20 protein-coding genes are annotated in these 24,133 nt (G+C 72.5%); 14 read left to right on the top strand and 6 right to left on the bottom strand.

Annotated features, from left to right (window positions below; translation table 11 throughout):
- Positions 1 to 2 precede the first annotated feature (2 nt).
- Complete coding sequence (locus ACH4PY_RS21045; RefSeq protein ID WP_398184797.1) at positions 3 to 749, top strand: hypothetical protein; 747 nt, start codon at positions 3 to 5, stop codon at positions 747 to 749.
- A gap of 106 nt (positions 750 to 855) precedes the next feature.
- The gene (locus tag ACH4PY_RS21040) at positions 856 to 1,563 is read left to right on the top strand and encodes a PH domain-containing protein (RefSeq protein ID WP_398184794.1); all 708 of its coding nucleotides are present in this window, start codon (positions 856 to 858) and stop codon (positions 1,561 to 1,563) included.
- A 6-nt stretch (positions 1,564 to 1,569) separates the two neighbouring features.
- On the opposite strand, the gene ACH4PY_RS21035 is transcribed toward ACH4PY_RS21040, so the two are convergent.
- The gene (locus ACH4PY_RS21035; protein WP_398184791.1) at positions 1,570 to 1,962 is read right to left on the bottom strand and encodes a hypothetical protein; all 393 of its coding nucleotides are present in this window, start codon (positions 1,960 to 1,962) and stop codon (positions 1,570 to 1,572) included.
- A 383-nt stretch (positions 1,963 to 2,345) separates the two neighbouring features.
- Here ACH4PY_RS21035 and pstC point away from each other — a divergent pair, with 383 nt between their 5' ends.
- The 10 genes from pstC to ACH4PY_RS20985 all read left to right on the top strand — a co-directional run bounded on the left by pstC (position 2,346) and on the right by ACH4PY_RS20985 (position 15,784).
- A complete protein-coding gene (pstC, locus tag ACH4PY_RS21030; RefSeq protein ID WP_398185823.1) occupies positions 2,346 to 3,377 on the top strand; it encodes a phosphate ABC transporter permease subunit PstC in 1,032 nt (343 codons plus the stop codon).
- 34 nt (positions 3,378 to 3,411) lie between these two features.
- Positions 3,412 to 4,737 carry a phosphate ABC transporter permease PstA gene (gene pstA, locus ACH4PY_RS21025; RefSeq protein ID WP_398184788.1) on the top strand — a complete coding sequence of 442 codons (1,326 nt, stop codon included), beginning with the start codon at positions 3,412 to 3,414 and terminating at the stop codon, positions 4,735 to 4,737.
- Complete coding sequence (locus tag ACH4PY_RS21020) at positions 4,734 to 6,434, top strand: phosphate ABC transporter substrate-binding protein PstS (protein WP_398184785.1); 1,701 nt, start codon at positions 4,734 to 4,736, stop codon at positions 6,432 to 6,434. Before pstA ends, ACH4PY_RS21020 begins: the two co-directional genes overlap by 4 nt.
- Positions 6,421 to 8,946 (top strand): hypothetical protein, encoded by a 2,526-nt coding sequence (locus tag ACH4PY_RS21015; RefSeq protein ID WP_398184782.1) that lies wholly within the window; start codon positions 6,421 to 6,423, stop codon positions 8,944 to 8,946. Before ACH4PY_RS21020 ends, ACH4PY_RS21015 begins: the two co-directional genes overlap by 14 nt.
- Before the next feature lie 177 nt (positions 8,947 to 9,123).
- Complete coding sequence (locus tag ACH4PY_RS21010; RefSeq protein ID WP_398184780.1) at positions 9,124 to 10,236, top strand: hypothetical protein; 1,113 nt, start codon at positions 9,124 to 9,126, stop codon at positions 10,234 to 10,236.
- 150 nt (positions 10,237 to 10,386) lie between these two features.
- Entirely contained in the window at positions 10,387 to 11,514 is a 1,128-nt protein-coding gene (locus ACH4PY_RS21005) for a hypothetical protein (RefSeq protein WP_398184777.1), read from the top strand.
- A 145-nt stretch (positions 11,515 to 11,659) separates the two neighbouring features.
- The gene (locus ACH4PY_RS21000; RefSeq protein ID WP_398184774.1) at positions 11,660 to 13,126 is read left to right on the top strand and encodes an Ig-like domain-containing protein; all 1,467 of its coding nucleotides are present in this window, start codon (positions 11,660 to 11,662) and stop codon (positions 13,124 to 13,126) included.
- A 78-nt stretch (positions 13,127 to 13,204) separates the two neighbouring features.
- Positions 13,205 to 14,122: a sortase gene (locus tag ACH4PY_RS20995; RefSeq protein WP_398184771.1), complete on the top strand. Its 918-nt coding sequence runs from the start codon at positions 13,205 to 13,207 to the stop codon at positions 14,120 to 14,122.
- A gap of 76 nt (positions 14,123 to 14,198) precedes the next feature.
- Entirely contained in the window at positions 14,199 to 15,053 is an 855-nt protein-coding gene (locus tag ACH4PY_RS20990; RefSeq protein WP_398184768.1) for a phosphate ABC transporter ATP-binding protein, read from the top strand.
- 5 nt (positions 15,054 to 15,058) lie between these two features.
- Positions 15,059 to 15,784 (top strand): hypothetical protein, encoded by a 726-nt coding sequence (locus ACH4PY_RS20985; RefSeq protein ID WP_398184765.1) that lies wholly within the window; start codon positions 15,059 to 15,061, stop codon positions 15,782 to 15,784.
- A 43-nt stretch (positions 15,785 to 15,827) separates the two neighbouring features.
- Here the strand turns inward: ACH4PY_RS20985 and gdhA are convergent, their stop codons facing one another.
- The 4 genes from gdhA to ACH4PY_RS20965 form a co-directional block, all read right to left on the bottom strand.
- The gene (gdhA, locus tag ACH4PY_RS20980; RefSeq protein ID WP_398184762.1) at positions 15,828 to 17,165 is read right to left on the bottom strand and encodes an NADP-specific glutamate dehydrogenase; all 1,338 of its coding nucleotides are present in this window, start codon (positions 17,163 to 17,165) and stop codon (positions 15,828 to 15,830) included.
- 246 nt (positions 17,166 to 17,411) lie between these two features.
- Entirely contained in the window at positions 17,412 to 19,058 is a 1,647-nt protein-coding gene (locus ACH4PY_RS20975; protein WP_398184759.1) for a phospho-sugar mutase, read from the bottom strand.
- A gap of 25 nt (positions 19,059 to 19,083) precedes the next feature.
- Entirely contained in the window at positions 19,084 to 19,893 is an 810-nt protein-coding gene (locus ACH4PY_RS20970) for a purine-nucleoside phosphorylase (RefSeq protein ID WP_398184756.1), read from the bottom strand.
- A gap of 501 nt (positions 19,894 to 20,394) precedes the next feature.
- Complete coding sequence (locus ACH4PY_RS20965) at positions 20,395 to 20,832, bottom strand: gamma-glutamylcyclotransferase (protein WP_398184753.1); 438 nt, start codon at positions 20,830 to 20,832, stop codon at positions 20,395 to 20,397.
- Between the two features lie 130 nt (positions 20,833 to 20,962).
- Here ACH4PY_RS20965 and ACH4PY_RS20960 point away from each other — a divergent pair, with 130 nt between their 5' ends.
- On the top strand, positions 20,963 to 22,399 hold the full coding sequence (locus ACH4PY_RS20960) for an NAD(P)H-quinone dehydrogenase (RefSeq protein ID WP_398184750.1): 1,437 nt from the start codon (positions 20,963 to 20,965) through the stop codon (positions 22,397 to 22,399).
- A 107-nt stretch (positions 22,400 to 22,506) separates the two neighbouring features.
- Positions 22,507 to 23,397: a DeoR/GlpR family DNA-binding transcription regulator gene (locus ACH4PY_RS20955; protein ID WP_398184747.1), complete on the top strand. Its 891-nt coding sequence runs from the start codon at positions 22,507 to 22,509 to the stop codon at positions 23,395 to 23,397.
- 39 nt (positions 23,398 to 23,436) lie between these two features.
- Here ACH4PY_RS20955 and ACH4PY_RS20950 read toward each other — a convergent pair whose 3' ends face one another.
- Positions 23,437 to 23,982 carry a TetR/AcrR family transcriptional regulator gene (locus ACH4PY_RS20950; protein WP_398184744.1) on the bottom strand — a complete coding sequence of 182 codons (546 nt, stop codon included), beginning with the start codon at positions 23,980 to 23,982 and terminating at the stop codon, positions 23,437 to 23,439.
- Positions 23,983 to 24,133: the final 151 nt, after the last annotated feature.

The following is a 24,133-nucleotide window of genomic DNA, read 5'->3' as shown; positions in this document are numbered from 1 at the left end:
CCATGCCCACGACCTGGTCCACCAGCGTGTCCGCCACCATGCCCGGAGTGTCCGTGCCGGGCCTGTCGCCCGTCCTGACCGTCGTCCGCTACCTGCTGCTGGACCGCTTCACGTACCTCGTCCTGCCGTGGGCGTGGGCCGCCTTCGCCTTCGTCCTGGACGTCGTGATCCTCCGGCTCACCCCCGCGGGCCACGCCAGCCACCGCTGGGTGGGCGGGCTGGCCGCGGTCTTCCTGGTCGTCTTCGGGATCGGCATCCAGACCGTCGCCCAGTCCCTGCCGTTCGGCCTCGCGCTCGGCGTCAGCCGCCGTACGTACTTCCTGGGCGCCACGCTGCTGGCCGTCGCGCTCGCGGTGTGCTTCGGCGCCGCCGTCGCGATCGGCCAGGCCGCCGAGCGCGCGACCGACGGATGGGGCATGAACATGGCCTACTTCCGGGTCCCCGGCGTCCTCGACGGCTCCTGGTGGCAGACCTGGCTCGGCGCCGCGGCCGCCTTCGTCATGCTCTTCGCCTACGGCATGTGGTACGGCCTGGTCTTCCGGCGCGCAGGGCTCATCGGCACCGTCTCCTTCGCCGGTGCGCAGGGCGTGCTGCTCACCCTCGCCGCCGCGGTCGTCACCTGGGTGCACGGCTGGACCCGGGTCGCCCATTTCTTCACCGTCACCGCGCTCTTCCCCGCCGTTCTGGCCGCGGTGGCGGTGATCCTGCTGGCCGGCGGGCTGACGACGGTCCGCCGGCTCGCGGTCTGACGGAGACGGCCGCGGACCGCCGGGCCCGGGTGCGCCACCGGTCGAGACGGGAACGCAACCGGGTCGTGGCCCGGCGGGCAGTGGGCGTCGGGCACAATCGGTCCTTATGACGAGTCCCAGGTCCGACCGCCCGAGCCCGCCGGACGGCGGCGGCCCGGAACAGCCCGCGTACGCCGACCGGGCCTACCGCTCCATGGCCGGGATGATCGGCGGGGTCGGGCTGCTGGTCGTCGCCTGCTGGCTCGGCGGCGACGCCATCGTCCACGGCAAGGGCCACACCCCGTGGTTCGCCATCGCCGGACTGCTGCTCGCCCTGCCGATCATCATCGCCCTCACCCTGCGCCCGGCCGTCTTCGCGAACTCCGAGCGGATCCGGGTGCGCAACCCCTTCCGTACCGTCACCGTGCCGTGGACCGGGGTGGACGGTGTGCGCTCGTCGTACACCACCGAGCTGCTGGCCGGCGGGAAGAAGTACCAGCTCTGGGCGATCCCGGTCTCGCTGCGCGCCCGCAAGCGGGCGGCGCGGCAGGACGCGCGGGCGAAGGCCGCGGGCGACGACGCGTTCACCCCCGGCCGCCCCGGGGGCCGGCCGCCCTACGGCCGCCGCCCCACCCCGGTCCCCGGCGCCGACCCGACGATCCGGGCGTGGTCGGACCAGGCGCTCAGCGAGCTGCGCGAGCTGGCCGAGGCCCGCGAGAGCGCGGCCGGTCCGGCGGCCCCCGAGTCGGCCGCGCAGGTCCGCTGGTGCTGGGAGGTCCTCGCCCCGGCTCTCGCGGGCCTGGTGGTGCTGATCGTGCTGTCCGCCATCAGCTGAGCCGCGTCACGCGGAATCCCCCCACGGGACGGCCTCGGCGGCGCCGAGGCCCAGCAGCAGCACGCGGAAGCGCTCGTACGCCGACTGGCACGTCGAGTGCCGCTCGTAGGCGCGCGCCGAGACCGCCTGCACCTGCCCGTCCGGACCGCGCAGCCGCCACACCCAGCCGTTGGACTCGGCGGCGTGCTGCACCCCCCCGGCCAGCCCCTCCGAGCGCGCGCACAGCGTCTCGAAGGCGGCCTTGCACTCGTCGTCGGCCGGGTACGCCTGTGCGCCCAGCGCGATGACCCGGCCGTTGTTGGCGGTCAACCGCCACGAGAACCAGCCGTCCTCGTTGATGTCGACCTGGCACCGCGTACCCGCCCCCCGGGTCCCGGCACCCCCGATGTCCCCTGTCATTGCCCCACCCCACCCTGACAGACGTGGCGCGGCACCGATGCCGCGCCACGAAGCCGCTCCCACGCCCCGCGCGAGAGTCGTGCAGCACGGGCAATGTATGGGTCAAGTGATGGTTAAGGCCTGCGTCACAGCGGGCCCGCGGCATCCTTCACCGTGAAGTTGCCCCTTGTTCACGAACGGTCACGCACTGCAATCATGCCCCCGTGGGCTGGGGTTCTGCACCCCGGCCGAGGGGTGCGCGGGCGCGCCGACGGGTCGCCGCGGGCCGGTGCCGACGTTCCCGTGCGGACCTTCAGGTGAACGGAAGTTGCCCCTACGGGGGCCCCAGTTCACTTTGGCGTGTCGGCCCGGCCATCGCCTGCCAAGAGCGTCAACCCGTGACAATGCGAACACGGGCACGAACCGCGGGTGCCGCCCCCGACCTCGGACCCGAGGCGGCCGGCGACCGACCGCGCCGGCTGTACGCCGGCTCGGGGCTGCCCGACCAGCTGTTCCGCGGCGTGGCCCGCGGCGGCGGCGGCCTGGTGCTGGCCGTGATGCTGCTGGTCGGCGGCTTCCTGACGTTCCGGGCGTGGCAGGCGCTGAAGGTGGCCAAGTGGCACTTCCTGACCACCGCCGCCTGGGAGCCGGACGCCCGCAACTTCGGTGTCGCGGCGGTCATCGTCGGCACCCTGCTGATCGCGGGGGTCGCGGTGGTCATCGCGGTGCCGCTGGCGATCGGCACCGCGCTCTACATCTCCGAGTACGCCCCGCACCGGCTGCGCCGCACACTCGTCAGCACCATCGACCTGATGGCCGCGGTTCCTTCGGTCATCTACGGCCTGTGGGGGCTGTTCTTCCTCCAGGGCAAGGTCGTCGGGCTGGCCCGCTGGCTCGCGACGTACTTCGGCTGGATCCCGCTGTTCAAGGTGACCAACGCCGATCCGCACGACCCGCTGGCCACCGCGACCGTCTACACCGCCTCGACCTTCATCGCGGGCATCGTGGTCGCGATGATGGTCACCCCGATCGTCTGCTCCATCATCCGCGAGGTGTTCTCGCAGGCCCCGGTCGGTGAGCGCGAGGGCGCCTACGCGCTGGGCGCCACCCGCTGGGGCATGATCCGCTCGGTCGTGCTGCCGTACGGCAAGGGCGGCATGATCGGCGGCACGATGCTGGGCCTGGGCCGGGCGCTGGGCGAGACCATCGGCGTCTACATGGTCATCTCGCCGGTCTTCGTGATCCAGCCGCACATCCTCCAGGCCGGCACCAGTTCCGTCTCCACGCTGATCGCCCTGCGCTACGGGGAGGCCAGCACCTTCGGGATGTCGGCGCTGATGGCCGCGGGCCTCGCGCTCTTCCTCATGACGCTCGTCGTCAACTTCGTGGCCTCCACGATCGTCGCCCGCAGCCGTTCCGGCGCCACCGCCGAGTAGCCGAGCAATCGGCGGAGCAAGGAGTTCCTTCGGTATGACCACGGACGCCATGAACGCGGCGGGGGCGGGCGCCCCCGCCGCGTCCCCGCCCGGCCCGGACGCGCGCCCCGCGGGCGCCACGACCCTGCCCACCCGCGGCGAGCGGCCCCCGGCCGCCGAGCGCCGCCGCTCCACCAGCACCGTCCGCGTCACCGACCTCTACGCGGTGACCGGCGCCGCGGCGGCCTCGCTCTCGCTGACCTGGCTGTTCTTCACCCGCCTTGCACCCTTCTCCGGCGGCCTCGGCTTCGTCGTCGTCGCGTACGCGCTCTTCCTGCTGCTGTACGCGCTGCTGGTGTCCTTCGACGAGGACGGGCCGGCCGTCCGCGACCGGATCGCCTCGGTGATCGTGCACAGCCTGGCCGTGCTGCTGCTGACGGCCCTGGCGTTCGTCGTGGTCTACACGCTGTGGAACGGCCGCAAGGCCTTCCCGCACCTGAACTTCTACACGCAGGACATGACGAAGGCCGGTCCGCTCGAACCGCTCTCGACCGGCGGCATGCGGCACGCGATGGTCGGCACCCTGATCCAGATCGCCATCGCGCTGACCCTGACCGTCCCCGCGGGCCTGCTGTGCGCGGTCTTCCTCAACGAGGTGCCCGGACGCTACGCGCGGTTCGTGCGCACGGTCGTCGAGGCGATGACCGCGCTGCCGTCGATCGTCGCCGGCCTGTTCATCTACGCCACCGTGATCCTCGCGCTGGGCGTGCCGCTGTCCGGCCTGGCGGCGTCGCTGGCCATCTCCGTGATGATGCTGCCCATCGTCATCCGCGCCGCCGACGTGGTGATCCGGCTCGTGCCCGGCACCCTGCGGGAGGCGTCGTACGCGCTCGGCTCGCCGCGCTGGCGCACGGTGTGGCACGTGGTGCTGCCCACCGCGCGGTCCGGTCTCACCACCGCCGTCATCCTCGGCACCGCGCGCGGGGTGGGGGAGACCTCGCCGGTGCTGCTGACCGCGGGCGTCACCGCGGTGACCAACCTCAACCCGTTCAGCGGGCCGATGGTGTCGCTGCCGCTGGCCACCTTCGAGTTCGTCAAGTCCCCCCAACCGGCCATGATCTCGCGCGGGTTCGGCACCGCGGCCGCGCTGCTGGTCCTGGTGCTCGTCCTCTTCGTGATCGCCCGGGTGATCGGCGGCCGCGGTCCCGGCGAGCTGACCCGGCGCGCCACCCACCGCCGGGTGCTCGCCTCCCGCCGCGACCAGAAGCGGTTCGCCGAGCGGGCGGCGCTCCGCGGCCCCGCGCCTGCTCCCGCAGGTCCGGCACCCGCCCCTTCCCCCAGCCCAGAGCAGGACCCCGCACAGGGAGTTGACGGATCGTGAAGAGACTACGGGCGGCGGCCTCGGCCCTCGCCCTGATGCTGTGCACCCTGCTGGCCCTCGGCCAGCCCGCGGCGCACGCGGACACCTACGCCAGCATCAGCGGCTCGGGCTCGACATGGAGCGCGAACGCCATCCAGCAGTGGATCGCGAGCGTCCACAAGTACGGCATGACGGTGAGCTACAACGACAACGCGTCCACGCAGGGCCGCCAGCAGTTCAAGGACGGGGTGACCGACTTCGGCGTCTCCGAGATCCCGTACGGCACCACCGAGTTCGGGGTGCGGGAGGCTCCGCCGAAGCGCGGCTACGCGTACATGCCGATCGTCGCGGGCGGTACGGCCTTCATGTACAACCTCAAGATCGGCGGCAAGCGGGTCACCAACCTGCGGCTGAGCGGCAACACCGTCGCCAAGATCTTCACGGGCGCCATCAAGAACTGGAACGACCCGCAGATCCGCCACGACAACCCCCGTCTGACGCTGCCCAGCCGCAAGATCATCCCGGTGGTCCGCGCCGAGGGCTCGGGCTCCACCGCCCAGTTCACGCTCTGGATGTCCAAGCAGCAGGGCTCGCTGTGGAACGCCTACTGCAAGCGGGCCGGCAAGCCGACGCCCTGCGGTGAGACCTCCGACTTCCCGGTGATCCCCGGCACGGGCTTCATCGCCCAGCAGGGCTCGCTCGGCGTGTCCGGCTACATCCGGCAGGACTACTCCGAGGGCGCCATCGGCTACGACGAATACTCGTACGCGCTCACCAGCGGCTTCCCCGTCGCGAAGGTCGAGAACGCGGCCGGCTACTACACCGAGCCGACCGCCTCCAACGTGGCCGTCGCGCTGACCAAGGCCCGTATCAACACCAACAAGGGCTCCTCGGAATACCTGACGCAGATCCTGGACGACGTCTACACCTTCCGCGACCCGCGCACGTACCCGCTGTCCAGCTACAGCTACATCATCCTGCCGACCAAGCTGGAATCGCCGCTCACCGAGGCCAAGGGCAAGACGCTCGCCGCCTTCGGCTACTACTTCCTGTGCCAGGGCCAGGCCCAGGCCGACCCGCTGGGCTACTCCGCGCTGCCGATCAACCTCGTGCAGGCGGGCTTCGACCAGCTCAGGAAGATCCCGGGGGCGGTGGCCCAGACCATCGACCTCAAGGGCTGCCACAACCCGACCTTCTCCACGGACGGCACCAACACCCTGGTCAAGAACGCGCCCTTCCCCAAGCCGTGCGACAAGGACGGCAACGACCAGTGCACTGACGGCACCGCGGGCGCGAGCAACCAGAAGACCCCGCTGAAGCCCATCAGCGGCAGCAGCGGCAACGGCGGCTCCGGCGGCACCGGGAACGGCACCGGCACCACCAACGGCGGCGCCACCGCCGGAAGCGGCGCGACCACCGGCGGCGCGTCCGGCGGCACCTCCGGCGCGGGCGCCACGGGCGGCTCCTCCGGCGCGGGCGGCTCCTCCGGCGGCGCGGTCGACCCCGACACGGGCCTGGCCGGCGGCGACTCCACCGGCACGACCGGCGGCGACCAGGACGTCACCGCCTCCGAGGTCACCGTCGGCTCCGAGCCCTTCGGGGGCCTGCGGACCTGGCTGATGGGCCTGTCGGCGCTGCTGCTCCTGCTCGTCGTCCTGGCCCCGCCCACCATCGCCCACCGGATCACCGGGAAGGGGAGGCGTGATGAGCGCGCATGACACCACCGGGCGGCGCCGCACGCTGCTCGTCCGCACCGGCGGACTGCTCACCGCGCTGCTCGCCGCGGTCGGCCTGGTCCTGCTCCCCGCTCCGGTGGGCGGACGGGCCAGCGCGACCGCCGGCTCCGGTGACTCCGCGGTCACCAAAGCCGGTACGAAGGGGCCGTACGACGACTTCTCCGGCCTCAAGGTGACCGTCGACCAGACCGAGGACCTGGACACGCAGGGTGTGAAGGTCTCCTGGACGGGCGGGGAGCCGACCAGCCCCGGCCAGAGCCAGTTCGGCTTCGACTTCCTCCAGGTCATGCAGTGCTGGGGAGACTCGCCCGACGGTCCCGACCGGGACCAGTGCGAGTGGGGGAACGCCCCCAACGCCGAGGGGTTCGTCGCTGTGGGGCGGAACATCGCCTACGACTCCTCCAGCGACGGACTGGACGACCCGAAGGAGACGGTCCCCGCGACCCCCTCGGGGCAGGTCCTGCCGTTCCGGGCGGTCACGGGCAAGACCACGAAGGACGTGGGCGAGTACTTCTCCCCTCTCACCACCAACGCCCAGGCGGCCGTCCCCACCGGGCCCGACGGCACGGGCGAGTCGATCTTCCGGCTGAAGACGACGACCGAGGCGGACTACCTCGGGTGCGGCAGCTCCGCCGCCGGGGCCCAGCCCGCCCCGTGCTGGCTCGTCGTCGTACCGCGCGGTGAGCACGAGCCGGACGGCACCGTCCCGCGGACCTCGGCAGGACTGCGCACGTCGCCGCTGTCCCAGAGCAACTGGGACCAGCGCATCGTCTTCCGTCTCGACTTCAAGCCCATCGGGGTCTACTGCACGCTCGGCCAGAAGGAACAGCCCACCGTCGGCTCGGACATGATCCGTCAGGCGATGGAGTCCTGGCAGCCCTCGCTGTGCACGAGCGAGAAGATCACCTTCGACTTCTCCAAGAACCAGCGGTCCTTCGTCCGGCAGCAGGTGCTCGCGGGCGGTGCGGACGGGCAACTGGGCTTCGTCGAGGACCCGGTGGTCCCGCCACCGGGCAGCCCACCGGTCGTGCACGCGCCCGTCGCGGTCTCCGGACTCGTCATCGCCTTCAACGTCCAGGCGAGAGCGTCCTCCCGGCAGGTGCCGAGGGTGCGGCTCAACGCGCGGCTCGTCGCGAAGATGCTCACGGAGTCCTACCAGTGCGACATCCCGGGGCCGAACAGCCAGGTCGTCCGGGGCAGGCTGACGGACAAGAACCCCCAGAAGGTGGACGACGACCCGGAGTTCAAGGCGCTCAACCCCGGATTCCAGGGCTCCGTGCTCAACGGCTGCCGGGCCGGCTTCCAGGTGCCGCAGGGGGAGAGCGACTACGCCGCCATGCTGTGGCGCTGGCTGAACTCCGACCGGGACGCCAAGGCGTTCCTCCAGGGCAAGCCGGACCAGTGGGGCATGAAGATCAACCCGAATTTCCTGGAGAACCAGCCGGACACGACATCCCTCAGCGAGTTCCCGAAACCGGACTCGACGAAGTGGGTGCCCATCCCGGAGAACCCGAACCTTTCGCTCAGCGCGGTGACCGTCAACCCTTACGGAAACGACCTCCAGGATGACGCCGTCCGTGTGCAGTCCGCGAACAACAAGGGCTCCATGGGCGTGAACACCAATTCCATTCCGGTGAGCTTCTACCCGAACGTCCAGCTTCCCGGCAGCTACTTCATGCTGGGGCTGACCGACGCGGCGACCGCCGCCGCGTACCGCCTCGGCACCGCCGAACTCCTCAACGCCGACGGCCAGTTCGTGGCACCGACCACCGACTCGCTGGGCAAGGCGGTGGCGGGGATGAAGGACGGCGCGGTACCGGGTGTGCTGGACCAGGACCCGGGCCGGAAGACGGCGGGCGCCTACCCGCTCACCTCCGTCACCTACGCGGCCGCCTCCACCGGCCTCGACTCCGTCTCCCGCGCCGACTACGCCAACCTGATGCGGTACGCGGCCGGCGCCGGACAGGCGCCGGGCATCGGCAACGGGCTGCTGCCCCCCGGCTACGCGCCCCTGACCACGGCGATGCGCTCCCAGGCGCTCACCGCCGCGGGCCGGCTGGTGGCGGGCGTACCGCCCACCGGCGACTCCGGTGCGGGCAGCGGGGACACCGGGACGACCGGCGGCGCCGCAGGCTCGACCGGCTCCTCGTCGGCGGGGGCCACGGGCTCCGCGCCCGGGGCCCCGGCGGGCTCCGCGGCCGGCGGCGCCTCCCCGTCCACCTCGGCCCCGGCCGCCGCCGGCGGCGGGACCGGCGGCCCGAGCGCGTCCCCGCCGTCCCACAACGTCGCGGAGACCGGCGGGACCACGCCGGGCCTGCTGCTCGGCGCCGTCCGCTGGGTGCTGCTGATCGTCCTGGTCGCGGGTGTCGCGGGATCCCTCGCGGGCCCCCTGCTGATGCGCGCGGGAGCGGTCCGCGGCGGGGGCGGGTCGCTTTTCCGTCCACGGCGCCCGGCCGCGGACTTGCGCGCCCCCAAGAAGGAAATTCTGGGGTAGTCCGGAATTCCTTTCGTTCACTTTGCCAGTGGTGTCAATTTGATTGACCGGGGCTTTGTTCATGGGCAGGATATTTCACGGCCGGTCGACGGACCGGGCCGTTCCGGAGGGAATCCGGAAACCCTTCGGGCAGGTCACGTCAGCAATTCCATCCGCATAATCACGGAGGAAAGTACAGTGATCGTGAAATTCGCCAAGCGGGCGGCTGTCGTCGCCGGTGCCACGACTCTCGCCGCAGTGATGGTCGCGGGTACGGCGCAGGCCGACCCCACCGAGTTCCGCGAGCTGAACGGTGTGGGTTCGGACACCACGCAGGACGTCCTGAACGGCCTCAGCGGCAAGATCGTCGACCCCAACAACAGCCCGGCGCACCTGCTGATCGCGTCCTACGACGCGGTCAACCCGACCACGGGTGCGGCGCACGAGTGCATCGTGCTGCGTACCGGCCGCACCTGCCCGACCGGTGGCGGCATCACCCGGCCGAACGGCTCGGGCGAGGGCATCGCCGCGCTGAACGCGGACATCGCCTCCGGCGCGGGCAACATCGACTTCGCCCGCTCCTCCAGCGGCGTGTCGGTGGCCGGCACCAACCTCACCTGGGTTCCGTTCGCCGAGGACGCGGTGACGCTGGCGGTCAAGACCGGCAGCACGCTGAAGACCAACGTGACCTTCGCGCCCACGAACTCGGACCTCAAGCGCGTCTACAACTGCCTGGACGCCAGCGGCAACCCGCTGCCGGCCGGTCAGTTCCCGACGATCAACGACGCGAGCGGCAACCCCGTCACCGTGCACCCGCTGGTCCCGCAGACCGGCTCGGGCACCCGCAAGTTCTGGGCGCAGAAGCTGGGCTTCGACCCGGTCAACCTGCCGTCCTGCGTCAGCGACCACGCCAAGAACGGTGCGCAGGTCGAGGAGCACGACGGCAGCGGCCTGCAGCGCACCGTCGCCGCGGACGGCGCCGAGGACATCGTGCCGTTCTCCATCGCGCAGTGGATCGCGCAGTCCAACAGCACCACCACGAAGGTGCGCGACCGCCGCAACGGCGCCGTCCTGGAGTCGGTGGACTCCGCGTCGCCGACCACGGGCAGCCCGGCCGTGCTGAACACCGCGTTCCCGATCAACCGCGACGTCTACAACGTCATCAAGACGACCCGGCTGACCGAGACCGACATCGCGCTGGCGTTCGTCGGCGCGACCTCCAAGGTCTGCACCAACACCGCGACCATCCAGCTCTACGGCTTCGGTCTGCTGACCCACTGCGGCGACACCACGCTGACCGGCAACTCCTGACCGACCCGCGCGGGCTCCGGGGCTGAGCCCGCACCCCCGCACCACCACCGGCGGACGGAAGTCCGCCAGGCCGGGCACCCCGTGCGGGGTGCCCGGCCGCACCACCCGCCACCGGACACCCACTCACTGATTCTCAGGGGGAATCACACGATGAACCGAAGACTGCACGGCGTGCTCGTCGGCGCTCTGGGACTGGCCATAGGGGGCCTGGGCGTCCTCGCGCCCGGAGCCGGCAGCGCGAGCGCCGCGACCGCCGCCCGCGGCGCGACCGTGACGCTCACCCCCAGGAGCGACAGCATCACCGACGGCTCGCCGTTCACCCAGGTCTCGGTCAGCAAGGCCTGCCCGGCGGGCTACCAGGACAACCTGAGCGTCTTCCTGGTCGCGCGCGACGGGAGCGAGTCCGGTATCGCGTTCAACCTGACGGACGGGGCGCCCTTCTCCGCCGCCCCGGCCACCGCCCAGGAGCCGGCCGACTCGACCGGCAGCACCTACGTGAACTCGATCGCCGACGCGTTCAGCAACGTCAACGCCCCGCTCGTGGACGGCACCTACCCGATCCACGTGGTGTGCGGGAGCGCCGACCCGGCGAACCACCCGGACCGGCCCACCTCCACCGGCTTCATCGACGTGACCGGTGACACCTGGCAGGTCGACAGCCGGCAGGCCCCGGTCGCCACCAAGATCAAGCTGGCGGCCGACCCGCTCCGGCACGTCCAGGTCGGCCAGACCTTCACGCTCACCGCGACCGTCAGCCCGGCCGTCGCCGGCACCGTGCGCTTCTCCGCGGACGGCGGTGCCAACCCGATCGGCACCCCGGTGACCGTGGTGAACGGTGTCGCCGGCGTCACCGTGCCGACCAACACGCTGCCCGCCGTCCGGCACTACGACGCCGTCTTCCTGCCCGCCGACCAGCTGACGTACGCCCAGGCCTACGGGCTGGCGGACTACGCCTTCCTCGCCGCCCCGGGCATCACCGTCACGGACGCGGCGGGCACCGCCTTGGGGAGCAACCCGCGGCTGACCGCGGGCCAGCAGATCACCGTGTCGGCCACCGGCTTCCAGCCCTCCGCCGGCGAGACCGTCGACGCGTCGATCACCAAGGCGCTGCTCGGGATCCTGCCGGTCGGCCTCCCGGCGACCACCTCCAACGGGTCCGGCGCGGTGACGTCCTACACGGTCACCGTCCCGGACTGCATCTCCGCCGGCTCGCACCAGCTCGTGCTCTCCGGCGAGACCTCGAAGGTCAAGATCACCTTCGGCTTCACCACAAAGTAGCCGCGACGGTCCGCGGGATGCCCCGCTGACCTGCGTGGACGCACACAGACCCTGCCACCTCCCAGGTGGCAGGGCAGTGCGCGTAAGGCCGCACCACCGGCACGACCGGCACCACCGACCGTCACCGTTAAGGGGACAAGGAGATATGAAACGAAGAATGCACGCGGCACTGCTGAGCGTGCTGGCACTCGTCCTGGGCAGCGGCGCCCTGGTCCTCACCACGGCGGGGTCGGCGGGCGCCGACGACTCCGGGACGGTGACCCTGACGCCCGGCAGCGGCTCCGTCGACGACAACCCGCCGCTCACCTCGCTGACGCTGCCCTCCGGCTGCCCCACGGGCTACCAGGACTCCCTGGAGATCGGCGTGGCGCTCTCGGGCGGCACCAGCGACATCGTCTACGGCCTGACGGACGGCGCGCCCTACAGCGGTACCAACGTCACCGTGACCGTCCCGACCGACCCGGGGCCGACCACGTACATCAACAGCATCGCCGACGCGTTCGGCAACAGCGGTGCGACGATGACCGACGGGACGTACCCGCTCAACGTCATCTGCGAGTCGAGCACCGGCGCCTCCGCCGACGGCTCGACCTTCACCGCGCTGATCGACATCACCGGGCACGACTGGGCGGTCAAGCAGGTCGCCCCGCCGGCCACCACGTCGGTCGCCCTCGCGATCTCCCCGGCGAACTACTCGGTGACCGACCAGCCGTTCACCCTCAAGGCCACGGTGACGCCGAGCGACGCCGTCGGCAGCGTCCAGTTCTTCAGCGGTCCCACCCCGGTCGACGGCGGGACACTGGCGGTGTCGAACGGCACGGCGAGCGTCTCGATCCCGGGCGTCGCCACGAGCGTCTACAGCTACACGGCGGTCTTCAAGCCCACCGACCCCACCAAGTACGCGGGCAGCACCTCGCCCGCCGTGAGCTACAACGTCCTCGCCGAGCCCAGCATCACCGTGCTCGACAAGGACAACAACGACCTCGAGGACACCCCCCTGCTCACGGGCGGTCAGAAGATCACCGCGACCCTCACCGGCTTCCTGAACGCCCGGGACGGGAACCCCGGCGAGGCCGTCCACCTCACGCTCGACGACGGCTCCTCCGCGCTGCCCGACGCCACCGCGGACGCCCAGGGGTCGGTCAACAGCCTCACCGTGACCATCCCCACCTCCCTCGCGGACGGCTGCCACACGCTGGACTTCACCGGCGCCACCAGCGGCGTCAAGCAGAGCTTCGCCTTCAAGACCGGGGCCAGGACCGACTGCTCGGGCGACTCCGGCGGCAACGGCGACACCAGCGGCTCGGGCGACACCTCCGGCAGCGGTGACACCAGCGGCGCCGGGGACACCTCCGGCGACACCGCGGGAGACACCGCCGGGAACACGGCCGGCAGCGGGGACACCGCGGGCACCGGGGACACCGCGGGCGCCGGCGACTCCGGCGGCACGTCCGGCGGCTCCAACCTGGGCCCGCTGGCAGCGACCGGGGCCGGGGGCGCGCTCACCTACAGCGTGCTCTCGCTGCTCATGGTCACCGCGGGCGGCCTCATGGTCCACCGCGTCCGGCGCGACGGGAAGCTGCTGACCTTCGGCAGCCGAACGCGCGACTGACCCTTCTTTCCGCCGGGCGGCGGACCGCGTCCGCGCCGTCCGCCGTCCGGCACCCCCGAACCGCCTAAGGAGCCCTCCGTGGCCGTACTGACACCGTCGCAGCCCGCGGCCGCGCCGCCGGAGGAGCCGGCCGCACCACCGCCGGGGCCCGCCCGACCCGACGCCCGCTTCATGATCCCCGGCGCCGCCCTCACGCTGCTGGCCGCGCTGCTGCTGGGCTTCGCCGCGCACCTCACCGTGCTCGGACACATCGAGCACGCCCACGCCCAGCAGGCCGGGTTCGACCGGCTGCGCGGCGAACTGGCCAACGGCACCGCCCCGGTGGGCCCGCGCGACGTCAACGGCAGGCCGCTCGCCGCCGGTTCACCGGTCGCCGTGCTGCACATCCCGTCGATCGGGCTGCGCGAGGTCGTCTTCCAGGGCACCACGTCCGGGGTGCTCACCAAGGGGCCCGGACACCTGCGCAACACCCCGATGCCCGGCCAGCCCGGCACCAGCACCGTCCTGGGGCGGCAGTGGGGCTACGGCAGCCCCTTCCACCACCTCGACGAACTGCGGCCCGGCGACCGCATCACCGTCACCACCGGGCAGGGCCAGCAGCAGTACCGCGTGACCGGGGTGCGCCGGGCCGGCGACCCCGCCCCCGTGGTGCTGCACACCGGGCAGGGGCGGCTCACCCTCGTCACCTCCACCGGCGGGCTCTACACCCCGCACGGCGTGCTGCGGGTGGACGCCGACCTGGTCAGCGACGTGCAGCCCGGCCCCGCGGCCGGCGGGCAGATCCCCACCGCCGAACGCCCGCTGGAGGGCGACCCGTCGGCGTGGCTGCCGGTGATGCTGTGGCTCCAGGCGCTGCTCGTCGCCGTCGTCGCCGTCACCTGGGCCTTCCGCCGCTGGGGGCGCTGGCAGACCTGGATCGCGGGCGTGCCGGTGCTCGCCGCGATCGTCGTCGCGCTGTCCGGCGCGGCCACCGAGCTGCTCCCCAACCTGCTCTGACCCGCGCGCCGCCCGCGTCCGACCGCCCGCGCACCGCCCGCGCACCGCCCCGCGCAACTCCGAGGAGAACCACCGCATGTCCACCACCGACGAGACCGTCCAGCTCCCGCCCGTACCGGCCTCCCCGACACCGCACGCCCGCACCGCCGCGGGCCGCCCCGCCACCCTCGACGCCCGCGACATCTCCGCGTGGTTCGGCGACCACAAGGTGCTCGACCGGGTGTCGCTCACCATGCCCGCGCAGCGGGTCACCGCGCTCATCGGCCCGTCCGGCTGCGGCAAGTCCACCTTCCTGCGGATCCTCAACCGCATGCACGAACTCATCGGCACCGCGTCACTGGCCGGGCAGGTGCTGCTGGACGGGCAGGACATCTACGACCGCGGGCGGCGCATCACCCAGGCCCGGCGGGAGATCGGCATGGTCTTCCAGAAGCCCAACCCCTTCCCGGCGATGAGCATCTACGACAACGTGCTGGCCGGGCTGAAGATGAACGGCATCAAGGCGGGCCGCCGCGAACGGGACGACCTGGTCGAGGAGTGCCTGATGAAGGCCGGGCTGTGGCGCGAGGTCGCCGACCGGCTGCGGCAGCCCGGCGGGGCCCTGTCCGGCGGGCAGCAGCAGCGCCTGTGCATCGCCCGCTCGCTCGCGGTACGGCCCCGGGTACTGCTGATGGACGAGCCGTGCTCGGCGCTCGACCCGACCTCGACCCGGCGGATCGAGCAGACCATCGGCGAGCTGTCCGACGAGGTCACGATCGTCATCGTCACCCACAACATGCAGCAGGCCGCGCGCGTGTCGCACTCCTGCGCCTTCTTCCTCGCCGAACAGGGCACGCCCGGCGTCGTCGTGGAGCACGGGCCCACCGACACGATGTTCAACAACCCGCAGGACGAGCGCACGTCCGACTACGTCAACGGCCGTTTCGGCTGACCCCGGTGGGAAGCTCGCGCACGCTCCTGCCCGCGGGCGCGCTGGTGGCCGCCGTGGTGCTCGCCGCGTGCGGCCGTCCGGCGGCCGACCCCGCCCGGCCCGCCGCCGCCCCCACCCCCGCGGCGGCCACCACGACGTCCCGGGACGCCAACCGGCCGCTGCCGCACGCCCTTCCGGCGCCCCCGGCCAGCACCGCCCGGCCCGCGCCCGCACCGTCCGCCCCGCCCACCACCGCACCGTCCACGACCGCCCCCGCACGTCACACCGCCCCCGCGGCCCCGCCCCCGCCGCGCACCGCCCCGCCCAGGGCGCCGGTCCGCACGGCCGCGCCTGCGGCGAAGCAGACCGGGCCGGTGTACCCGCCGGGCACGACGGTGCTGCACATCGGGAAGTGGTCCCGCCCGGTCGTCCGCGGCGACCAGGCCACGATCGACCGCTGCATCTCCGCGGTGCTCTTCGCCGGTCCCGACCCCGCGCAGGCCGACGGCACCGCGATGCGCACGACCGTCATCGTCGGCCACGACTTCTGCGGCTACGCGATCCTCGCGCCGCTCCCGGTCGGCACCCGCGTGACCCTCGACACACCGCAGGGCACGCTGTCCTACCACGTCTACGCGACCTACATCACACCCGGCCAGGGCGGCCCCGACAGCGGCCTGTACTGGGGCGACCTCACCCTCCAGACCTGCGTCGGCCCCGACACCGGCTTCAGCTACCTCCAACGCGACTGACCGGGCCGCCCCGCGCGGGGCGGCCCGGTCAGCCGGTGCGCGGTCAGATCAGGCCCTGGGCCAGCATCGCGTCCGCGACCAGTTCGAAGCCCGCGATGTTGGCACCGACCACGTAGTTGCCGGGGCTGCCGTAGCGCTCCGCGGTGGTGTAGCAGGACTCGTGGATGTGGCGCATGATCTCCGCCAGCCGCTCCTCGGTGTGCGCGAACGTCCACGAGTCGCGGGAGGCGTTCTGCTGCATCTCCAGGGCACTGGTGGCCACACCGCCGGCGTTCGCCGCCTTGCCCGGCGCGAAGGCGACCCCCGCCTCCTGGAAGACCCGCACGGCCTCCGGCGTGGTGGGCATGTTCGCACCCTCCGCGACCGCCTGCACACCGTTGCGGACCAGGGCCAGCGCGTCGGTCTCGTGCAGCTCGTTCTGCGTGGCGCAGGGCAGCGCCACATCGCAGGGGACGTTCCACAGGCCCGTGCCGTCCACGTACGACACGTGCGCACCGCGCCGCTGCGCGTACTCCGCGACCCGGCCCCGGCCGACCTCCTTGATCTCCTTGAGCAGGGCGAGGTCGATGCCCTTCTCGTCCACGACGTAGCCGGAGGAGTCCGAGCACGTCACGACGGTCGCACCGAGCTGCTGGGCCTTCTCGATCGCGTAGATCGCGACATTGCCCGAACCCGACACTGCCACGCGCCGCCCGTCCAGCGACTCACCGCGGCTGCGCAGCATCTCCTCGGTGAAGATCACACAGCCGTAGCCCGTCGCCTCGGTCCGCGCCTGCGAACCGCCCCAGCCCAGCCCCTTGCCGGTCAGGACGCCCGACTCGAAGCGGTTGGTGATCCGCTTGTACTGGCCGAACAGATAGCCGATCTCCCGGCCGCCCACGCCGATGTCGCCCGCCGGCACATCGGTGTACTCGCCGAGGTGGCGGTGCAGCTCGGTCATGAACGACTGGCAGAAGCGCATCACCTCGGCGTCCGAGCGGCCCTTCGGGTCGAAGTCCGAGCCGCCCTTGCCGCCGCCGATGGGCATGCCGGTGAGCGCGTTCTTGAAGATCTGCTCGAAGCCCAGGAACTTCACGATCCCGAGGTTCACCGAGGGGTGGAAGCGCAGCCCGCCCTTGTACGGCCCGAGGACACTGCTGAACTCGACCCGGAAACCGCGGTTGACGTGCACCCGGCCCTGGTCGTCCGACCACGGCACCCGGAAGATCAGCTGCCGCTCGGGCTCGGCGATCCGCTCCACGATCCGCGCGTCCATGAACTCCGGCCGCTGCTCCAGCACCGGGTCGAGGGTCTCCAGGACCTCGCGCACGGCTTGGTGGAACTCGGTCTCGCCCTGGTTGCGGCGCAGGATCTCTGCGTACAGCGGCTCGATGACGCGCATACGGGTGTGCCCTCCGTTGGCTCGGCGATTTCGCGCGCTGAGGCACCCCGTCCCTGGGGGCCGCAGCGGCCCCCTTCGGCGTTTGGCATATTCATTGTCCCCGGTCGCCCGCCGCACCGGAACACGGGGTGATCCAGGCCACGCCCGGTGTCACCGGGCGTGGCCACCGGTGGCGTCCCCGCCCCAGCGGTCCGCGGGAGGGCCGGTACGCCTGCCGGAGGCACCGCCGCCCCGTCCGGGGACGGCCTACAGGCCCGCCGCCGAGGCGAGGGCGGCCTTGAGCGCCTCCAGGAGGGCGGCCGCGCGGGCGCGGGCCGGGGGAAGGTCGGCGGTGGGCGGGAGGACGACCTCCAGATAGCACTTGACCTTGGGTTCCGTGCCGCTGGGGCGGACGACGACACGGGCCGAGGAGACACCCTCACCGGTCAGGCGGTAGCGCAGGCCGTCCGTGGGCGGCAGGTCGTCCGCACCCTCGCGCAGGTCCTCCGCGGAGGTGACGCTCAGGCCCGCCAGCTCGGTGGGCGGGTGCGCCCGCAGCCGGGCCATCGCGGCGGTGATCAGGCCCAGGTCGTCCACGCGAACGGAGAGCTGGTCGGTGGCGTGCAGCCCGTGCACGAGGGCCAGCCCGTCCAGCTCGTCCGCGAGGGTGCGGCCCTCCTGCCGGGCCTGCGCGGCCATCTCCGCGAGCAGCAGCGCCGCGGTCACCCCGTCCTTGTCCCGGACCCCGGCCGGATCCACGCAGTAGCCGAGCGCCTCCTCGTACCCGTACCGCAGCCCCGGGACGCGGGCGATCCACTTGAAACCGGTGAGCGTGTCCTCGTAGCCCAGGCCCGCGCGGGCGGCGATCTTCGACAGCAGCGAGGAGGACACGATGCTGGCCGCGAAGACGTCCTGCCCGGGTTCGGCGGCGCCGCGCCGGACGAGGTGGGCGGCGAGCAGCGCGCCCAGCTCGTCACCGCGCAGCATGCGCCAGCCCGCGTCCGCCGCGGGATCGGGGACGGCGGCGGCGCAGCGGTCGGCGTCCGGGTCGTTGGCGACGACCAGGTCGGGCGAGGCGTCCCGCGCGGTCTTGAAGGCCAGATCCATCGCGCCCGGTTCCTCAGGGTTGGGGAAGGCGACGGTCGGGAAATCCGGGTCGGGCGCGGCCTGTTCGGCGACCGGCACGGGCGCGGGGAAGCCCGCGCGGGCGAAGGCGGCGGTCAGCGTCTCCAGCCCCACGCCGTGCAACGGCGTGTAGACGGTGGACAGTTCGCGCGGGCCGCCCGGCGCGAGCACACCCGTCGCGCGCTCCAGATACGCGGCCAGGACGTCCTCGCCGAGCACCTCCCAGCCCTCCGCGGCCAGCGGCACGGACGCCAGCGGCCCCACCGCCGCGATCCGGGCCGCGATCTCCGCGTCCGCGGGCGGCACGATCTGCGAGCCGTCGCCCAGATACACCTTGTAGCCGTTGTCCTGCGGCGGGTTGTGGCTCGCCGTCACCATCACCCCGGCGGCGACGCCCAGTTCACGGATCGCGAAGGCCAGCACCGGCGTCGGCAGCGGACGCGGCAGCAGATACGCGCGCAGGCCCGCGCCCGTCATCACCGCGGCCGTGTCCCGTGCGAAGTCCGCGGACTTGTGGCGGGCGTCGTAACCCACCACGACCGAGCCGCCGGGACCCAGATACGCCGCGAGCCCCGCGGCCGCCCGGATCACGACCGCGCGGTTCATCCGGTTCGGCCCCGCGCCCAGCGCACCGCGCAGCCCCGCCGTCCCGAACTCCAGCGTCCCGTCGAAACGGTCCGCCAGCTCCGCGGACTCGCCCGCGGCGATCAGCGCGGTCAGCTCCGCCCGGGTCTCGGGGTCGGGATCCTCCGCGGCCCACGCGCGGGCGCGGGCGAGCAGGTCGGTCATGGGAGCCGGTTCCCTTCGTTCGGTGTCAGAGGCGGGCGAGCAGGTCCGCGAGCAGCGTGCCCATCCGGGTGGCCGACTCGCGGCCCGCCGCGAGCACCTCCTCGTGGTTGAGCGGCTCGCCCGTCATCCCCGCGGCCAGGTTCGTGACCAGCGACACGCCCAGCACCTCCGCGCCCGCCTCGCGGGCCGCGATCGCCTCCAGCGTGGTGGACATGCCCACCAGGTCCCCGCCGATCGCCCGGACCATGCCGATCTCGGCGGGCGTCTCGTAGTGCGGGCCGGGCAGCTGGACGTACACGCCCTCCTCCAGCGTCGGGTCTATCTCCTTGCACAGCGCGCGCAGCCGCGGCGAGTACAGGTCCGTGAGGTCCACGAAGTTCGCACCCGCGATGGGGGACACCGCGGTCATGTTGATGTGGTCGCTGATCAGCACGGGCTGGCCCGGCCGGTACCCGGGCCGAAGTCCCCCGCAGCCGTTCGTCAGCACCACGGTCTTCACCCCCGCGGCCACCGCCGTCCGCACCCCGTGCACGACGCTCGCCACGCCCCGGCCCTCGTACAGATGCGTCCGCCCCAGGAACACGAGGGCGCGCACGCCGCCGACCCGCACCGAACGCACCCGGCCCGCGTGACCCGCCACCGCGGGCGCCGGGAACCCCGGCAGATCGGTGACCGCCAGCTCCACGTCGGGCGCCCCCAGGGCGTCCGCCGCGGGCACCCAGCCCGACCCCAGGACCAGGGCGACGTCGTGCGTCTGCGCGCGGGTCAGCTCGCGCAGGCGGGCGGCGGCGTCGTCGGCCGCGGCGTAGGGCTCGGGATTCACGGAAGCGTTCACGCGCAGAGCGTAGCCTGTTTGAGCCTACGCGCGTAGACGCTCCCCGCTGTTCGCCGGGCTCGCCCCGTCCCTTCCCCTTGCGCGGGGCGGCGCGATCTTCCGCCGGTGGGGGGCTGGCCGCGCAGTTCTCCCCCAGAGCTTCGCTTGGGAGGTGCCCCCACGCGCCCCTTAAAAACGGGAACTCTCCCCCGCAGCCGCGCCCCGAAAAAGCTCACCCCCACCGGCAGGCAGCCGCCAGACCGGCCTGGAGGGGGACGGTGCGGGGTGCCCCCGCAGGAATGCGCTGGGAGGGGCTTACCAACTCGGTGCGAGGGTGAAGGCGCATTCCGAGGAGGTGCCCCGTGGCGGCCCCCGACCCAGCGACGGCGGCGCCGCGAAAGGGGCGCGTGGGGGTACCTCCCAGGCGAAGCTCTGGGGGAGAACTGCGCGACCAGCCCCCACAAAGGGAAGGTCGCGCGGCGAACCGCAACAAGCACCCCGGAGCGCCCCGCGGCGAAGCGGCTAGCAGGGACGCTTCCTGAGCTCCATCACATAGTCATGAGGCGCCCCCGCCGACTCCGCCGCGTCGGCGATCTCGCCGAGGTAGCGCGCGGACGGCAGGCCGCCCTCGTAGTCGTCGAGGACGTACAGCCACGCCGGCACGTCCCCGTCGAGCGTGTGGACGCGGACGGTCGTGCGGCGGTACATGCCGAGGGGGACGCCCTCCCAGCGGTCGAGGGATTCCTCGTCGATCGGCGCGATGTCGTAGAGGCCGACGAAGACCTGGTGCGTGGGGTCCTCGACGAGCGTGGCGAGCGCGCCCTCCCAGCCCATCTGCTCGCCGCCGAAGGTGAGGCGCCAGCCGGTCAGCCAGCCCGTGCCGCGCAGCGGGGAGTGCGGTGCGCGGCGGGTCATCAGCCGCGCGTCGAGGTTGCCTGCGTAGGCGGCGTAGAGCGACATGATGTCGAGAGTACGGGAGCGGCATCGGGGCGGCGTAAGGACGGACTTCCGCCCCTCACCCGGGGGCGCCGCCCGGCGTCCGGGCGAACGTGCGTGCCCCGCGCGGTCGCTTCTTGGCGCGTGCGGGACAATGGGGTACGTGACAAGGATCGTGATCATCGGTGGCGGACCCGGCGGCTACGAGGCGGCGCTGGTGGCGGCGCAGCTCGGCGCGGAGGTGACGGTCGTCGACTGCGACGGCCTGGGCGGTGCGTCGGTGCTGACCGACTGCGTACCGTCGAAGACCCTGATCGCCACCGCAGAGGTCATGACGACCTTCGACAGCTCCTACGAGGAGCTGGGCATCATCGTGGCGGACGACACCCCGCCCGAGGCCCGGTCGGCGCGGGTGGTGGGCGTGGACCTGGGCAAGGTCAACCGCCGGGTCAAGCGGCTCGCGCTCGCGCAGTCGCACGACATCACCGCGTCCGTGACGCGCGCGGGCGCGAAGGTGATGCGCGGGCGCGGGCGGCTGGAGGGCCCCCAGACGGCCGAGGGCACCCGGACGGTCGTCGTGACGGCCGCCGACGGCACCGAGCAGCGGCTGACGGCCGAGGCCGTGCTGATCGCGACCGGCGCGCGGCCGCGCGAGCTGCCCGACGCGATGCCGGACGGCGAGCGCATCCTGAACTGGACGCAGGTCTACGACCTGGACGAGCTGCCGCGCGAGCTGATCGTGGTGGGTTCGGGTGTGACCGGCGCGGAGTTCGCGGGCGCCTACCAGGCGCTGGGCTCGAAGGTGACGCTGGTCTCCTCGCGCGACCGGGTGCTGCCCGGCGAGGACCCGGACGCGGCGGCGGTGCTGGAGGACGTCTTCCGGCGCCGCGGCATGAACGTGATGTCGCGTTCGCGCGCGCAGTCGGTCAAGCGGGTGGGCGACGGCGTCGAGGCGACGCTGACCGACGGCCGCGTCATCACCGGCACGCACTGCCTGATGGCGGTCGGCGCGATCCCCAACACCGCCGGGATGGGCCTGGAGGAGGCGGGCGTCAAGCTCACCGAGTACGGCCACGTGTGGACGGACAAGGTGTCGCGCACCAGCGCCTCGGGCGTGTACGCGGCCGGTGACGTGACGGGTGTCTTCGCGCTCGCGTCGGTCGCGGCGATGCAGGGCCGGATCGCGATGTACCACTTCCTCGGCGACGCGGTGGCGCCGCTGAACCTGAAGACCGTGTCGTCGAACGTCTTCACCGACCCGGAGATCGCGACCGTCGGCTACACGCAGGCGGACGTGGACTCCGGGCGGATCGACGCCCGGCTGGTGAAGCTGCCGCTGCTGCGCAACCCGCGGGCGAAGATGCAGGGCATCCGGGACGGCTTCGTGAAGATCTTCTGCCGTCCGGGCACGGGCATCGTGGTCGGCGGTGTGGTGGTCGCGCCCAAGGCGAGCGAGCTGATCCACCCGATCTCGCTGGCGGTCGACAACAACCTGACGGTCGAGCAGATCGCGAACGCCTTCACCGTCTACCCGTCGCTGTCCGGCTCGGTGGCGGAGGTCGCGCGGCAGCTGCACAACCGCGGGAATTAGCGAACGTACGGTCGGTCTGTAGCACTTCGCGGTCTGTTTCGCGCGGAACTTCGCTGTACTGGTGCAAAACGCTGAAAGCAGCGATCGATGGGGTTACTGTCGGTTTCGTGTTCGCTGCAGAACGTCGCCAATTGATCCTGGAAATGGTGCGGGCCAACGGAGCGGTGTCGCTCCGTGAACTCGCCCGTGTCGTCCAGACCTCCGAAGTGACCGTGCGCCGTGATGTGCGGGCACTGGAGGCCGAAGGACTACTCGACCGCCGGCACGGCGGTGCGGTGCTGCCGGGGGGATTCACCCGCGAGTCCGGCTTCCCGCAGAAATCCCATCTCGCGACCGCGGAGAAGACGGCCATCGCCGATCTCGCGGCCTCGCTCGTGGACGAGGGCGAGGCCATCGTCGTCGGCGCGGGCACCACCACGCAGGAGCTGGCCCGGCGGCTCGCCCGGGTGCCGGGGCTCACCGTGGTGACCAACTCGCTGCTGGTCGCCCAGGCGCTCGCGCACGCCAACCGGGTCGAGGTCGTCATGACCGGCGGGACGCTGCGCGGCTCCAACTACGGGCTGGTCGGCAGCGGCGCGGAGCAGTCCCTGCAAGGGCTGCGGGTCTCCCGGGCGTTCCTGTCCGGCGCGGGGCTGACGGCCGAGCGCGGCCTCTCGACGTCCAACATGCTGGCCGCCAGCGTGGACCGGGCGCTCGTGCAGGCGGCCGCCGAGGTCGTCGTGCTGGCCGACCACACCAAGCTCGGCGCCGACACCATGTTCCAGACGGTGCCGACCGACATGATCACCCACCTGGTCACGGACGAGCCGCCGCCCGGCGAGGAGCGCGCCGCCACCGAGCTGCAGGCGCTGGCCGACCGCGGGGTGCAGCTCGCCGTCGCCCCGTCGCCGGGGGCGGTGCCGGAGCCGGCCGCGCGCGAGCCCGTACCGGCGCCGCGCCGTCCGCACGGGCTGCGGCCGCCGGCCGTACCGCGGCTCGCGGACCTGCGGCCGCACTGAGCCGGGAGGGCCTCCGGCTGCGCGCCGGGGGCCTTCGGGTCAGCCGCCGGGGGTCACGATGCCGCGCACCGTGAGGTCCATCAGGCGGTCGAAGGTGCCCTTGTCCTCCGGGTTCTGCTCGGCGATCGTGATGAGCCCGGTGGTGAGCTTGAGCAGGTCGCTCATCGCGATGTCGGACCGCACGTCGCCCGCGGCCTGCGCGCGCGACAGCAGGCTGTTGCCGACCTCGTGCAGCCGCACCTTGCACTGCCGCATGCGCCCGTCGGTGTCGGCGGCGATCCGTACGGACAGCCCGCGGTAGGCGGTGGCGTGCACCGCCACCGCCTTCAGCCATGCCAGCAGGGCGGGCAGCGGCTCCTGCTGCTCCAGCAGTTCCTGCGCGCGTCCGGCGAGCGCGTCCAGTTCGCTGACGAAGACCGCGTTCACCAGGGCCGACCGGTCGGGGAAGTGCCGGTAGAGGGTGCCGATGCCGACGCCGGCGTGCCGCGCGATGTCCTCCAGCGCCACGTCCGTGCCGTGCACGACGAACGCCTGCCGTGCCTCCTCCAGCAGCCGGTCGTAGTTGCGTTGCGCGTCCGCCCGCATGCGGTCCTGCCTTCCGGTCCCGGTGAGCTCGTCCCGGGAAGCCGCGCGGAAGCGGATTCCCGAAACCGATTGTAGATCCGGAGGTTCCCTCCGTATATTTTTCGGAGGCAACCTCCGTTTCTGCTGCCCGACCTCTCCGCTGGAGGCCCAA

This window comes from Streptomyces sp. NPDC021224 (assembly GCF_044332905.1).
GTDB lineage: Bacteria > Actinomycetota > Actinomycetes > Streptomycetales > Streptomycetaceae > Actinacidiphila.
This window is presented reverse-complemented; position numbering and strand designations above follow the sequence as displayed.